This window comes from Alteromonas sp. ABE4_545 (genome assembly GCF_056161325.1).
The window spans coordinates 265,210-278,679 of record NZ_JBSWYY010000001.1; the positions used below are offsets into that span (position 1 = coordinate 265,210).

The following is a 13,470-nucleotide window of genomic DNA, read 5'->3' on the forward strand; positions in this document are numbered from 1 at the left end:
GTCAAAATGCGATAAGTCATCGCATACCATGTTGAACTGGGTTACTGCCAGTAAGTTGATACAACCGTACCACGGTTGCGGATCACACTACTTCCAGTTGGTAACAAGCGCATAGATTTCTGTGTTAGGTGCTCAGCATTCACTTCGTTCGCATCGTTACAATGCTGCATAGGTAGCTGAGAAAGTCGTGGTAGTGCATCGGCATTACCGCGATTCTTTTTTTCGATGGTTTGGCTTGTTTTTGTTAGGTCACACGATGAGTTCACTTTCAACTCAGACGCGCTCGCAGCAGTATTTACTACACTACTGAATAAAACGGCTGTAATGATCTTTTTCAACATGGTCATTCCTCTGTTCAAAGATATTAAAGCCAATAGACACGCTAGTTGGTAGCCTTGCACTAATACACGCGTATATTTTTTCATACTTTTGTATTCGCGTACTTTCATCAAAGCGGTGATGGATTGTTTGAACAGTCGTTCAGCGCTAATTATTCAGATAATGAATAAATATTTATAAAACCAATAAACTTCACTGATTTACTGGTCTGACCTAACATTCTGTTAACGTTAAGTTGATGGAACAATGTCTGTCAACGCCATGACTCCAATAGAACAAAGGATAAGACCGATGCAAGATTACCGGGCCCCAATAAAAGATGTCACGTTTGTACATAGCGAGTTGCTAGATTTTGCTAGCCATTATCAAGCATTGGGATTTAGCGAATTGGATGAAGACTTGGTCAGTGCCATTTTTGCCGAGGCGGGGAAGTTTAGTGAGCAAGTGTTGGCTCCGTTGAACAAAATTGGTGACGAGCAGGGGTGTCAGTGGCAGGACGGCAAAGTGACAACCCCAGATGGTTTTAAAGAGGCTTACGCGCAATATGTAGAAGGCGGATGGCCGTCGATGGCGCACCCCGAAGCGTTCGGCGGTCAGGCACTGCCGTATTCGTTGGCAACCTCGGTGGCCGAATGGTTTTCTGCGGCGAATCACGCGTGGGCAATGTACCCTGGTTTGAGTCAAGGGTGTATGGAAACCTTGAAAATGCACGGTACCGACGAACAGCAACAACGTTTTCTACCTCCGCTGATTTCTGGTGAATGGACAGGGACTATGTGTTTAACCGAGCCTCACTGTGGTTCAGACCTAGGTATGTTGAAATGTAAGGCCGAGCCGCAAGGCGATGGTAGCTATGCGATTACGGGAACCAAAATTTTTATTTCAGCCGGTGAGCACGACATGTCAGACAATATTATCCATATTGTATTGGCACGATTGCCTGATGCTCCTTCTGGTACTAAAGGTATCTCGCTGTTTATTGTGCCCAAAATTAACGTGTCGGAAACGGGAGAATTGGGTGATCCAAACGCGGTATCTTGTGGCTCTCTTGAGCACAAAATGGGAATTAAAGGCAGCGCCACCTGTGTTATGAACTTTGATGGTGCGACAGGTTACTTGATAGGTGAAGTAAATCGCGGGTTACATTGCATGTTCACCTTTATGAATATGGCGCGTATTGGCGTGGGTTTAGAAGGGTTAGCCTCTACCGATGCCGCGTATCAGGGGGCATTGCGATACGCGAAAGACCGTTTGCAGTTTCGGTCATTAACCGGGCCTAAAAATGCGGCAGGCCCAGCAGATCCTATATTAGTGCACCCCGATGTGCGTCGTATGTTGCTAACGCAAAAAGCGTTGGCTGAAGGAAATCGGGTGCTTACGACGTACTGTACTCAATTAGTCGATGTGAGTTTGTATTCAGATGATGGAGCCAAAAAAGCGGAGGCTGAAGCTAAACTCGCCCTATTAACGCCTGTGGTTAAAGCGTTTATCACCGAAACTGCGCAAGAAGCGACAAGTTACGGGATTCAGGTATATGGCGGTCATGGCTATATTCAGGAGTGGGGCATGGAGCAGCTTGTTCGTGATACCCGTATTTGTACCTTGTATGAAGGGACAACCGGAATTCAAGCAATGGATTTGTTAGCGCGCAAAATCATGGGCTCAAAAGGTGAGTTGCTCAATGTTTTTGTGTCTGAGGTACGCAGCTTTTGCAAGCAGGTACGAGACGTTAATCAACTGGCGCCTTGGTGTAATGCCCTTGAGCAACACTTAGACGAATGGCAACAGATTACCGGCGAAATAGGTAAAGCCGCCATGAGTAACCCTGACGAGTTAGGGGCAGCATCAGTAGATTACCTCATGTACGCTGGCTACGTGATTGTTGGTTATATGTGGTTAAAGTCGGCAGCGGTTGCACTTCAAAAACTGGAGAGCGATGCAGAAAACGGTTTTTATCAAGCCAAAGTGATCACGGCAGGCTTTTACTTTGACCGTTTGTTACCTCGCACGCGATCGTTAGTATCAGCGATTCGCTCTGGTGCAGACAATGTGATGAGTATGCCAGAAGCTTTATTTGCCTTCGACTAGCCTTAGGAGCGTGAAGCGCATAGCGTTGCAAAATTGAAGGGCCACATCATATGAAAGGCCCTTTTGCGTATCCGCTTAATACGGGTTAAATAACTCCAGCGCGTTTAAACACACCCAGCATGGCATGCCATGCTTTATCCGCTTGTTTTTCGTTATATACGCGCGAATCTGGTGGTGTCCAGCCGTGTAGTGTTCCCTCATATACTTTAATATCTGCATACAAATCAGCTTGCTGATAGGCTTCAATTAACATAGGTACCATGTCGGGGGAGCGTTCATTGTCATTTTCAGCTACGGCATGTAAGGCCAGCGCTTTAGTTTGGCGCACGGTGAGGTGAGGGCTGTCAGATTTAGCTGTGGCTAGCCCTCCGCCATGGAATGTGGCAATGGCGCCCACTCGCTCAGGTAAGGCAGCGGCTGCCCACATCGCAAAAGCGCCACTCATACAATAACCCAGTACTGCCCCAGGCTTTGAGGTATCAGAGCCTGCTTGTTGGTCTAAAAAGTGAAAGAATGCTCGGTTGTCGCTAACGGTGTTGTCTTGCGTGAGTTTTTCGCGCATCGGACCAAGAATTGCCCTTGCTTCAGGCGCTGGAAATGTAATGCCTTCGGGGAGCGCTGCGCCTTTAACATCGCGGTAAAAAGGGTTAACAACCAGCACTGAATAGCCGGCTGAGGCCAGTCTTTTACCCATGAGATCAAAGGCCGGCCGTCTGCCTTTTATGTCCGTCCATAAGACTACGGCTGGATGTTTCCCATGGGTTGGGGCAGTGTAAAAGCAATCGGCGATACCGTCGGGCGTTTGAATCATGACTTCTTTTGTCATCAGGGCTTCTTCGGCAAAAGAGAATTGCGCAAAACCAGAAGCCACTACTGCTGTTGTCAAAAACTTATTAAAGTCTCTTCTGGTCAAAGCCGCATTTTTTTCAATATATTGTTGAATATCTTGTTCGGTGTCTTTATCGCACACAGCGAAGCTCCATGATTGTTAGTGCTGAAATTTTAGATTATGCCTTTTACAGTGAAATGCAAATGGTAATCTGCCCCCTTGTTTTATTCGTTAGTAACACAATGTTTTCTATTGGTAATAATCATATTTGCTAATGATTAAAATTGTTGTAAATCAATGAGTAATATTGTTTTGTGGTGCTAGTATTAATAACTATTTACAGTGACGATGGGGTGAAAAATAGGATGAAAACACACCTAATATGGCTTGGTTTTGGTTGTGCGCTTTTAATGCTTTTTAGTTGCACAGATAAACCGGCACCAGCAGCGAACTTAGCCAGCCAAAGTATATTACCTGTGATGGCTTGTGAAGATCTTAAAGGGCAGGTATTTGCACAGGGAAGCATTGTTAGCGCTGAAGGTACCACGAGTGATGGTATCGATGTATGCGCCGTTTCCGGTACCATGGCACCGGCAATCAACTTTCAAGTATTACTACCCACGCGTTCGTGGTCGGGACGTTATTTACAAGTTGGTTGTGGTGGACTGTGTGGCAACATAACTATGCGTTCTGGCGCATCAGATGGGTGCCAATTACTGACCGACGGTGCATTTGTCATGGCTGCGACAGACATGGGGCACTCAGGAAGAGATGGCGCCTGGGCGGCAGAAAAGCAGAAGTTGAATGATTTTGCCTATAATGCTCAGCATCAAACTGCGCTTGCAGTTAAGGCTATGATCAATGCGTTTTATGGGCAGCCTGCCAATTATAGCTATTTTAATGGGTGTTCTGATGGTGGGCGTGAAGCTTTGATGGAAGCGCAACGCTTTCCCTCTGATTTTAATGGCATTATTGCTGGCGCCCCCGCTATGCTGTTCCAAGTTCAAAATACGCTGTACCACGGTTGGCAAGCGCGTTCGAATACGGATGAACAGGGTAAAGTGATTCTTACGGCTGACAAACTACCTCTTCTTCATCAAGCCGTCTTAGCGGCATGTGACACTACCGATGGTGTACAAGACAGTCTTATTAGTCAGCCGGCGTTATGTGACTTCGATCCCGCGAGCTTACTGTGCAACTCTCCTCATAGTGATGATACGTGTTTGTCGGCGTCTGAGGTGGCGGTGGTTAAAGCCTTTTATCAAGGCCCAAAAGATAAAGAACTGGATACTTACCTCACCGCTGGGCAGCCTTTGTATGGGTCTGAACTTGCGTGGCAAGGTGTGTACGTGAGCGGTAGTCCTGACGGGCACTTAATGAGTGAAATGGCAACGGTGCCTGTTATGCGCTACATCGCTTTTGACGAAGTCAACCCAGCGCTTACCCTCAATGATCTGTCTTTTTCTGAATCAACATTGGCGAAGTTACAGTCTCGTCATACTTTGCTTGATGCCACTAATACACAGCTAGATGCGTTTGCTCAGGCGGGCAATAAGCTTATTATGTGGCACGGCTTGTCAGACCCTCATATCTCTCCGGCCAATACCGTTGCATACCATCAAGCCCTCGTGAGTCAATTAGGCAAAGACAAAGTAGACAGCTTTGAGCGTTTGTATTTGTTGCCCGGAGTGGCCCATTGTGGCGGTGGGCAAGGACCGTCGAAAATCGACTTGTTGAGCGCGATAGTTGAATGGGTTGAATTAGATCAAGCGCCGTTTGCGGTGATAACGGCGAGCCAATCAAAGATGTCGCGTTTTGGGCAGCCCGATTTTGATGCACACAATGCGAAACCAAGAGGGGAGCGACCTCCTAGACAAACATTCAATATTCCTGCACTGCCAGATATGAGCAGGCCTGTTTATCCATACCCTTATGTTGCTGAGTACATTGGCACCGGCAGTGTTTGGGAGGCATCTCAATGGAAACAAGGTAAAGCCGCAACGGTAGTTAATACCCGTTCGTGGCCGGGAGAAGCTATGTTTGGCCCGTATACGTTTTCTGAACTTGAGTAATATGAGTATAAAAGAAAAGGCGCCAATCGGCGCCTTCTTCAATGCAGAGAGTGGTCTCTGCAACCATGTTGAAACTCTTACATGGATAATTTAGATACGGTCAGCAAGTTCTGCTGCGATAGGGCTTGATTGGAAGCCGTTTTCAGCAATCCACGCTTGTAACGTCTTACCGTCTTGTTCTGGCTCTTGTAAGTCACGGCTAGGCATTTTCTTCACCAAAAGCGTACCTACATCTACAGCGTTACTTTCGATTGCTGTACGGATAAGGCTGTTGCCATTGCACGAAACACCTGTGTAGTAGTCGTGTAGTTTTAGACGGAAGTCAGACTCTACGCGGCGAATTTTTTTACGTAGTTCACCTTTGTCATCTGCACTTACAATTGTGCAAATATTCGCTAGTGCGTCGTTAATATCAGCTTGGGCACTGCCCGCAAAAGTTAGACTCAAAGCAGTAGCAGCAAGAGAAAGTTTAACAATTTTCAACATGGTTAAATCCTCGTTTTTATTAATTAATGTCAGTGTTTGTTTGTTGTTTGTTCGAGATCAATTAAACAAAATTTAGTCACATCAAAAAACAGTTATGGCGATACATAGGTATTTTTTTTAATAACTATGGTGTTGTAGTGCAATCCGGTTTTTGTTTTAACTTTATAATTTATATGGGTTTTTCTTTTTTTTTGTGGTAAGGAGGAAAAGCGTGGGTATCGCACAGTAGGAATAAATAGTTTGAAAATAAATAAAAATTTGATGGATGCACAAAGTCTAAACGTACACGTTAATGTGTTTTTATCTACACCCAAGGAAAGTTTGTTGCTTGACGAAAAAATCTAATACGAGTGGAGGGATGAATATCAAAAGGCAGAAAAGAGAAAAGGCGTCCGAAGACGCCTTTTGATGCAGGGGAGGAACCCCGCAACCATGTTGAACTAGCTCGACATGGTTTGTCGAATTCTTACAGACGACCCATCAACTCTTCGCTGATCGGGCTTCCTTGGTGGCCGTTTTCAGCAATCCATGCTTGGAGTGTTTTACCATCTTGCTCTGGTGCTTGAAGGTCTTTACTTGGCATTTTTTTCACAAGTAGTGTACCTACATCAACCGCGTTGCTCTCGATGGCCGTGCGAATAAGGCTGTTTCCGTTGCAAGAAATACCAGTGTAGTAATCAGGTAGTTTAAGACGGAAGTCAGACTCTACGCGACGGATTTTCTTACGTAGTTCGCCTTTGTCATTTGCACTTACAATTGTGCAAATATTGGCAAGTGCGTCGTTGATATCAGCGTGAGCAGAACCAGCCATAGCTAACGTTAGTGCAGTAGCGGCTAGAGAAGTTTTAACAATTTTCAACATGGTTAAATCCTCGATTGTATTGTTTGAAGTCAGTGTTTGTTTGTTGTTTGTTCGGGAGCAATTAAACGGGTTTTAGGTATGTGCTAAAACAGCAAAACCTATACATAGGTATATTAAATAATAACTTAGATTGAGTTTATTAATGCCAAAAAATCATGAAGTTATGTCATGTCTAATGCGCTGGAGTGCTTATAACGCGTGGGGTTGCCAGCAACGCGCCGTTTGTAAAAAAGTAGGGGGAGTAGCAATGAACGCTGCGCGTGATTAGGGGGCAAAAAGATAAAAAAACGAAGAGTTAAATTAAAAAGTATTGGGTGTACGCGCTGGATTCATCGAATACCAGCACGTCAATACATGATATGTGGGCTTATGATACCGCGGCTTCTTCTGTTTCGTTTTCGGGAAGGTAGGCGCGCGCCACTTCTTTTATTTGTTCTCGCATCCAGATATGGGCGTGATCGTGATCTGCACTGACATGCCAATATAAATAGTATTCCACTTTAGGGAGAGTAAAAGGCATTTCGTAAATCGCCATGTCATAGTGCTTGGCTAAGTGATACGGCAGTGTACCTAGTAAATCTGTTTTGGCTATTGCACTTGGTACGGTCAAAAAATGTTGGCCGCGCATGACGACTTTTCTTTTCTTACCTATTTTGTCTAGCGCAATATCGATTGGCCCAGCTCCTGTCTTACGGTGAGATACGTGGATATGGCCCAAGCGTAAATAGGTGTCGAGGTCTAACCCTTGTTTTAAAGCGGGATGGTTACGCCGTGCAATGACTACAAATCGGTCTTCGGCAATTTTCTGCTTACATAAGTGGGGGTCACTGAATGCTGTTGCGTCAGCATAAAAGTCTAGATGGCCACTGGCCATGGCCGACACCACTTCTTTTCGCGGTATTTCGTAATTGGTCAGCGTAATATTGGGAGACAAGTTCTGCAAACGAGCCATGAGCCTCGGCATAATGCTTACTTCCAATAAATCCCTGCTGGCAAAGTTAAAGCTTTTTTCTGCAGTGAGTGGGTCAAAGGTATGGCTTTCTTGAACGCTCCTGCGCATTAGTGCTAACGCTTGCCTAGCGGGCACAATAATGTTTTGAGCGACTGGGGTTGGAGTCATACTGTGCCCAGTACGTACAAATAGAGGGTCGTTGAGCATTTCTCTCAGCCGAGCCAAAGAATTACTAACGGCTGGTTGAGTAATACATAATACGTCGGCGGCTTTGGTTAAGCTCCCTGCTGTGTATATTGCATCAAAGACTGCAAAAAGGTTTAGGTCGATTCTATTGAGATTCATGTGCACACCTGTTTATCCGTTATTAACGTCGTGTTAACCTAATAATTCCATCTTATTAAATAAGTGCGCATGTATTCAACAAAGTAATACTTCATTTTTAAGAATAGTTGCCTATAGGTTGAGTGAATAGTCCTGCTGGGTGTTGTTAGATACGGTGCGTTAAAACCTAAAAGAGTGAGGGGCAAATGACAGTAACAGAAACACTAAAAATGTCGGAGCAAGACATTATCGTAGCGCTTGAGCGTTTGAATCAGCAATGTGTCGCTGAAGGACAATGGCAAATAGAAGACGGTAAATTATGCAAAACCTTTTACTTTAAAAGTTTCATACGTGCTTTTGGTTGGATGTCGCAAGTGGCAATCTGGGCTGAAAAGCTCAAGCATCACCCAGAATGGTTTAACGTGTATAACAAAGTTGAGGTGAAATTAGTGACACATGATGTAGCAGGTTTGTCTAATCTTGACTTCTCATTAGCGGAAAAAATGGAAAAGCACTATTAATACTGCGTCAGTACTGGTTGTGTTTTAGTCATATTGGTGGTGTTTAATACAGGCTTGCTGGTTTATTGCGCGGTTGGTAAGAAAAATGCAATATTCCTACTTCTTACGCTTGTCATTGCAAAGCTGCTATGTATAATACGCACCACTTGAACGGCACTGACCAGAAACACACAGTCGTTTAAGGTAATAACAGTCGCGGGATGGAGCAGTCTGGTAGCTCGTCGGGCTCATAACCCGAAGGTCGTAGGTTCAAATCCTGCTCCCGCAACCACATTCTAGTTGAGCTGATATTACACAGTTTAACGTCGTCTTTTCAGACGCGGGATGGAGCAGTCTGGTAGCTCGTCGGGCTCATAACCCGAAGGTCGTAGGTTCAAATCCTGCTCCCGCAACCACTTTACCCTTGCTGGGTAGGTCACGTGTAAATCGTGCCCCCGCAACCAGCTTGCCCTTGCAAGGAGAGTTAGAAGCCTGAGTGCTCTTTTCTAGAGCGCTCTCAGCTTCACCATTTTCAAGCAATAACTCAGAAACATGACTAAATAATTCATCTTTGTTTTGAATTTTCTGCTTGGAATCCGCTGCTACCGTTAATATTCCCGCTAAGTCACCATGTAAATCTATCGAGTACTCTCTGCCGCAAGATTTAGGCGTTAATACAACTTTATCAATTAATGCCCTCAGTTTTTCCGCTGCTTCCGCTTTTTTAGTTTCGTCTGTTAACGCTTCTCTGAGCGCTCTAATTTCGTCTTTGTAACGCTTAGACATATTGGGATGCATGAGTACTTGTGGTTCGTCGTTGCTATTTAAATATGTTTCAATTGTTGTTCTGCGCTCAATGATCTTGTCTAAGCTATCTTTTACTTCTGATGCAGGGATGCCATTTGTTATGGCTTCAATGATTTTTTCTTTGTCTTTAGCAAGTTTTTTTAATTCTCTCTTGTAATTATCAACTTTAGAATAGCGGGTTTTTCTAAGTGCATTAATGTGTTTGGTGTACTCATCGCAAAACACTTCCAGTAAGTCTGGCTGCATCAGCTGAGTTTGAAGAGCACGAAGTACTGTCAGTTCTAACGCCTCTTGTTTAATTGTCAGACGGTTAGAGCAAATTCCTTTGTTCCTCGATGCTGAGCACCCATAACGTCCTTTGGAAACAATACTCATACCACTGCCGCAGCAACCGCATTTCAGTAAATGTGATAGTAATTTAGGTGGACGCTGCTTTTGCCAAAAATGAGGCTTGTCTTCTAAAGACTTTTGGCGTGCTTTTACACGCTGCCATAATTCATCATCTATTATTCGAAGGTGGGGCACCTCAGAAATTTGCCACTCACTTTCTGGATTTAGACGGCTCACACGTTTACCTGTATCAGGGTCTTTGATGAATTTTTGTCGGTTCCACACCAAACGGCCAATATAAAGCTCGTTATTTAGCAAACCATTTCCACGCCGTCGGTTTCCGTAGATAGTGCTTGAACCCCAAGCACTGCCAGAAGGGCAGGCGATACCTTCTTTGTTAAGCTGCTGAGCAATTTTTTTCGGTGATATGCCCTTTGCGTATTCTTCGAAAATACGCTCTATGATTTTTGCTTCATTTTCTATTATTTCTCGTTCACCTTTAACGAGCTCGCCATTTGCGTTTAACTGTTTTTGTACTTTGTCGCCATAGCAAATCCCACCTCCAGATTTTCCTTTTGCCACACGGCCGCTCAAACCTCTATGGGTTTTGATTGCTAAATCTTTGAGAAACATGGCATTCATGGTGCCTTTGAGGCCAATGTGGATTTCGCTGACAAAACCTCCATCACTAATAGAGTATATTTCTGCACCAGAGAACTTGATACGTTTGTAAATACCTGCGACGTCTTCTTGGTCACGGCTCAAGCGGTCTAGCCCCTCAGTTAAAACGATGTCATATAGACCTTTGGCCACATCGTGCAGTAAGGACTGGATACCTTGTCGAAGCATAATACTTGCACCGCTGATACCGTGATCTGAATAAACTTTGACAGCTTGCCAGTGTTGCTCTTTAACGAGCGTTTGAGCAATGCGGACTTGATCATCTATTGAATTTGTATTTTGGAGCTCTTCATTACTAAAACGTGCATATATGGCAACTCTCATGGTTATTCCTTTCGTGGATTAGTGCAGGGTGTCAGTCTTTTGTTGAAGCATCACGTCAAAGTCTTTTTCTGCTGCGTGACGGGCTAGCAACTTGACTAAGCCAGTAAACCTTTCATCACTAGTGTGACTCGCTTTACTGGTCAATTTCCAGTCTTTAACTTGCGATCTTTCGATATTGTCCGTCAATGAAAAAACATAAGTGTTTTGAGAAGAGGGCGGTATGATCATGTTATGTTCCTCCTACAATTGCTGAGTTGGGTGGTTTGATTGGTTTAACTGATTATTTTTAGCCCTCAATGCTTCAAATCTAACGCGAATGTCTTCATTCATGCGCGCATTGAATGTCTGATTGAATACTGACTTTTCTTGTTGTCTCTGATTGCGCAGGTTTCGCAGTTGCTCCCGTAACGTTTGGGCAGCTTGGAGTTGTTTTTGTACAAGGGCTTCTTTTTCTGATTTGTCGCGTTTGAGTGATGCTTCTGCCTCAGCTTCGTTAATTTTCCGTTGTCGATTGGATTTTCCCGTAATGAAATCCCAAAGGCCGCTAACACCTTTTCTAATTTTGGCTTGGCGTTTGGATTGTTCGAAAAGCCAGCGCTGTTCATGCTCTGCTTGTTGTTTGAGGCGCGCTTGTCTGTGCTCCGCAAGCATGGCGCGTTGTTTATCAAGAAGCGGCTTTAAAATAAACTGATGTTTTACATCGATTTTGGTGCTAAAGCGCTTGTGTAGTGCGTCATAGCGGCTCGCAATATGTGTTTGAGTATCTACGACCGAACGCAAGTTGTTCGGCTGGCCGAGTTTTGCATTTATGGCCTTGGATTTAATGCCTAATGAACGGGACAGGGAATATATTTCTCCGCGCCAATCCATCACTACAAAGCCCCGTCTATCACCTTTTGCAAGAAAAAAGCCTTTGTCTTCGATAGCATGTTGAAAACTGGTTTGGTTGTCCGAGGATTGCCAGCATTGCTGTAACGCTTGTTTTATTTCTCGTGGATCGACGTTATTGCGCTTACCTTGTTGCCACTCAGCCAGTGTAAAATTGAATGGGTTTCGCAGGTGAGGGTGGACAAAGCCTTGTGGCATATCCCACGCCTGTTCTAGATACAATTCCTTCGCGATACCATTGAGCCGTTTTTTAAAGTAGTCGAGTTTGATGGATTTCATATTTTCACCATCTATTCGACTCCATACACAGTGACAATGGCGACGAGCATCTTTTTCATGAAGCACCACTGCGCGAGGTTGGCCTTTTAAGCCAAGCTCGGCTTCAATCCGCTCAATGGCGTTATCAAACACACTGATATCAACTATTTCATTGGCTGGTGGGTTGAGTGATACAGACAGCAAGTACTTTTTACACTTAGTGCCTTTCGCGACAGCCTGCATCTCTTTAAACGCCCCAGCGACCGTTTCACTGACAGTGCCTCGAATGTCGTGTACTGTTACATGTTCATTGTCATCAGCGTTCATTAAATGCCGTGCAAGGGCTTGACCGCCAGAGCGTTGAGAAGCGACGATAATCATACTTTCAATCCTATGGCGGAGATGAGGGTGCGGCTCATTAGGACAATATGGTCACGGCTTTCAATTATTATCTGCTCTGTGTCAGGGCCGCCAATTACATTGCCTTGATTGGCGTGTTTGGCGAGCTGGTTTAAATTGCTTGCGTAGCGTGTTTGTCCTAGTAAATATTTTAGATGGCTCAATTCTTTATTTTGTATGAGCGCCTGACCGTCAAACAGCTTGTATTTTATCCACGCGGCTTCTGTACAGTGCATTTCATGCGCTTTTGCCTGAATGTAACGGCGCTGCTTTTCTGTAAAGCGAATAGAATAGGGATTAGAACTAACCATGTGCAGAACAGCCTTTCATTTGCGTTAAAAAAGATGCCAAGCGAAAATCTCCGCTTGGCAGCGTTGGTTATGGGTTTAAATGTTGATTTTTGGATTTCTCCTTACTTTGCCGTGCACGCAATGCCAAGAGTTCGTCTTTGCCTGTGCGAGGCTTTATCAGCATTTTGCCGTGTACGGTATCGCCTATAAGATTCCCTGACGCTGGGATCTGCCAAAGCGCGCCAATGTTCACAAAACGTGCTTTTTCTCCGTTTCCCAGCATTTGAACGACATCAAAATCAGGCTTTCGACCTGCTTCTGATAAATCGTTAGGATGTTCATTGTCGTTGCTCATTACAGCCTCCATTGATTAATGCAGTGACTTTGCATGTGCACCCGTTGGCGGGGCAACAGGTTTACGGGTCAATGGCTTTTTATTCATCTTCTTTTTAGGCACGACTTCAAATTCGCCAAACATGGTATCCAGACGCATATAATTATCGCTGCGTCCCCATCCTTCACCTACCTGATAGCGATAGGTTTGGCCTTCATGGGTGATAACCTGATTAACGGTATGAGTAGATTTGCGCTCCCATAAGCTATCCAATTCATGGTTGTAATCATCATTAGTAAACATGATTTTCTCCTCTTTGGTTTGATTGCGTTTACCCTTTTATTGAGCCGCCAATTTCGTAAAAAATGTATTAATAAACAATTGCTTGACCGATTCATCCTTACCTAAGGATGCGGGCGTTAATAAGGTGTTAATTACAGCTTAACGTTGCATACATGGGTATGGCTTTGTGCGTTAAAGTGCGCGCGTTGATGTCCCTGATGCCGCGCGTCTTCTAACGCTTTACGCCACTCTTTCTGTGCGTTTTTCAGTGACATTTCACCGATTTGCAAAGTCTTCACATGACGTTTATATAAGTCTTGATGAACCCATTGCTCTGTCATCCCGCTTGGGGTGAGCTGCATTTGCAGCTCAGGTTTTGATAAGCTGGCACGCAATGCGTCCAGCTCAGCTCTGGTAATTGTCAT

At 44.6% G+C, this 13,470-nt stretch carries 15 protein-coding genes and 2 tRNA genes; 5 read left to right on the forward strand and 12 right to left on the reverse strand.

From position 1 onward, the window contains the following. Positions 1 to 41: 41 nt before the first annotated feature. Positions 42 to 341 carry a hypothetical protein gene (locus tag ACXAH6_RS01255; protein WP_474874806.1) on the reverse strand — a complete coding sequence of 100 codons (300 nt, stop codon included), beginning with the start codon at positions 339 to 341 and terminating at the stop codon, positions 42 to 44. A 289-nt stretch (positions 342 to 630) separates the two neighbouring features. Between ACXAH6_RS01255 and ACXAH6_RS01260 the strand changes: the two genes are divergently transcribed. Then, the gene (locus tag ACXAH6_RS01260) at positions 631 to 2,427 is read left to right on the forward strand and encodes an acyl-CoA dehydrogenase C-terminal domain-containing protein (protein WP_474874807.1); all 1,797 of its coding nucleotides are present in this window, start codon (positions 631 to 633) and stop codon (positions 2,425 to 2,427) included. 85 nt (positions 2,428 to 2,512) lie between these two features. Here the strand turns inward: ACXAH6_RS01260 and ACXAH6_RS01265 are convergent, their stop codons facing one another. Beyond that, on the reverse strand, positions 2,513 to 3,397 hold the full coding sequence (locus ACXAH6_RS01265) for a dienelactone hydrolase family protein (RefSeq protein WP_474874808.1): 885 nt from the start codon (positions 3,395 to 3,397) through the stop codon (positions 2,513 to 2,515). A gap of 224 nt (positions 3,398 to 3,621) precedes the next feature. Between ACXAH6_RS01265 and ACXAH6_RS01270 the strand changes: the two genes are divergently transcribed. Beyond that, positions 3,622 to 5,328, forward strand: coding sequence for a tannase/feruloyl esterase family alpha/beta hydrolase (locus tag ACXAH6_RS01270; RefSeq protein ID WP_474874809.1), 1,707 nt, complete (start codon positions 3,622 to 3,624; stop codon positions 5,326 to 5,328). A gap of 90 nt (positions 5,329 to 5,418) precedes the next feature. Here the strand turns inward: ACXAH6_RS01270 and ACXAH6_RS01275 are convergent, their stop codons facing one another. The 3 genes from ACXAH6_RS01275 to ACXAH6_RS01285 form a co-directional block, all read right to left on the reverse strand. Continuing rightward, positions 5,419 to 5,814: a DUF3718 domain-containing protein gene (locus ACXAH6_RS01275; RefSeq protein WP_474874810.1), complete on the reverse strand. Its 396-nt coding sequence runs from the start codon at positions 5,812 to 5,814 to the stop codon at positions 5,419 to 5,421. Positions 5,815 to 6,280: 466 nt separating this feature from the next. Beyond that, the gene (locus tag ACXAH6_RS01280; RefSeq protein WP_474874811.1) at positions 6,281 to 6,676 is read right to left on the reverse strand and encodes a DUF3718 domain-containing protein; all 396 of its coding nucleotides are present in this window, start codon (positions 6,674 to 6,676) and stop codon (positions 6,281 to 6,283) included. 367 nt (positions 6,677 to 7,043) lie between these two features. Further along, a complete protein-coding gene (locus ACXAH6_RS01285) occupies positions 7,044 to 7,973 on the reverse strand; it encodes a LysR family transcriptional regulator (RefSeq protein WP_474874812.1) in 930 nt (309 codons plus the stop codon). A gap of 209 nt (positions 7,974 to 8,182) precedes the next feature. Between ACXAH6_RS01285 and ACXAH6_RS01290 the strand changes: the two genes are divergently transcribed. The 3 genes from ACXAH6_RS01290 (at position 8,183) to ACXAH6_RS01300 (ending at position 8,868) form a co-directional block, all read left to right on the forward strand. Further along, positions 8,183 to 8,473: a 4a-hydroxytetrahydrobiopterin dehydratase gene (locus tag ACXAH6_RS01290; RefSeq protein WP_474875036.1), complete on the forward strand. Its 291-nt coding sequence runs from the start codon at positions 8,183 to 8,185 to the stop codon at positions 8,471 to 8,473. Between the two features lie 194 nt (positions 8,474 to 8,667). Continuing rightward, positions 8,668 to 8,744, forward strand: a tRNA-Met gene (locus ACXAH6_RS01295). Positions 8,745 to 8,791: 47 nt separating this feature from the next. Further along, a tRNA-Met gene (locus tag ACXAH6_RS01300) sits at positions 8,792 to 8,868 on the forward strand. On the opposite strand, the gene ACXAH6_RS01305 is transcribed toward ACXAH6_RS01300, so the two are convergent. The 7 genes from ACXAH6_RS01305 to ACXAH6_RS01335 all read right to left on the reverse strand — a co-directional run bounded on the left by ACXAH6_RS01305 (position 8,825) and on the right by ACXAH6_RS01335 (position 13,470). Beyond that, positions 8,825 to 10,594, reverse strand: coding sequence for a recombinase family protein (locus ACXAH6_RS01305; protein WP_474875037.1), 1,770 nt, complete (start codon positions 10,592 to 10,594; stop codon positions 8,825 to 8,827). The genes ACXAH6_RS01300 and ACXAH6_RS01305 overlap by 44 nt on opposite strands. An 18-nt stretch (positions 10,595 to 10,612) precedes the next feature. Then, positions 10,613 to 10,822, reverse strand: coding sequence for a hypothetical protein (locus ACXAH6_RS01310; protein ID WP_474874813.1), 210 nt, complete (start codon positions 10,820 to 10,822; stop codon positions 10,613 to 10,615). A 12-nt stretch (positions 10,823 to 10,834) separates the two neighbouring features. After that, a complete protein-coding gene (locus tag ACXAH6_RS01315) occupies positions 10,835 to 12,121 on the reverse strand; it encodes a relaxase/mobilization nuclease domain-containing protein (RefSeq protein ID WP_474874814.1) in 1,287 nt (428 codons plus the stop codon). Further along, positions 12,118 to 12,450 carry a hypothetical protein gene (locus ACXAH6_RS01320; RefSeq protein ID WP_474874815.1) on the reverse strand — a complete coding sequence of 111 codons (333 nt, stop codon included), beginning with the start codon at positions 12,448 to 12,450 and terminating at the stop codon, positions 12,118 to 12,120. Before ACXAH6_RS01320 ends, ACXAH6_RS01315 begins: the two co-directional genes overlap by 4 nt. 67 nt (positions 12,451 to 12,517) lie before the next feature. Next, positions 12,518 to 12,784: a hypothetical protein gene (locus ACXAH6_RS01325; RefSeq protein WP_474874816.1), complete on the reverse strand. Its 267-nt coding sequence runs from the start codon at positions 12,782 to 12,784 to the stop codon at positions 12,518 to 12,520. 15 nt (positions 12,785 to 12,799) lie between these two features. Then, entirely contained in the window at positions 12,800 to 13,066 is a 267-nt protein-coding gene (locus ACXAH6_RS01330; RefSeq protein ID WP_474874817.1) for a hypothetical protein, read from the reverse strand. A gap of 131 nt (positions 13,067 to 13,197) precedes the next feature. Continuing rightward, positions 13,198 to 13,470: a hypothetical protein gene (locus tag ACXAH6_RS01335; protein ID WP_474874818.1), complete on the reverse strand. Its 273-nt coding sequence runs from the start codon at positions 13,468 to 13,470 to the stop codon at positions 13,198 to 13,200.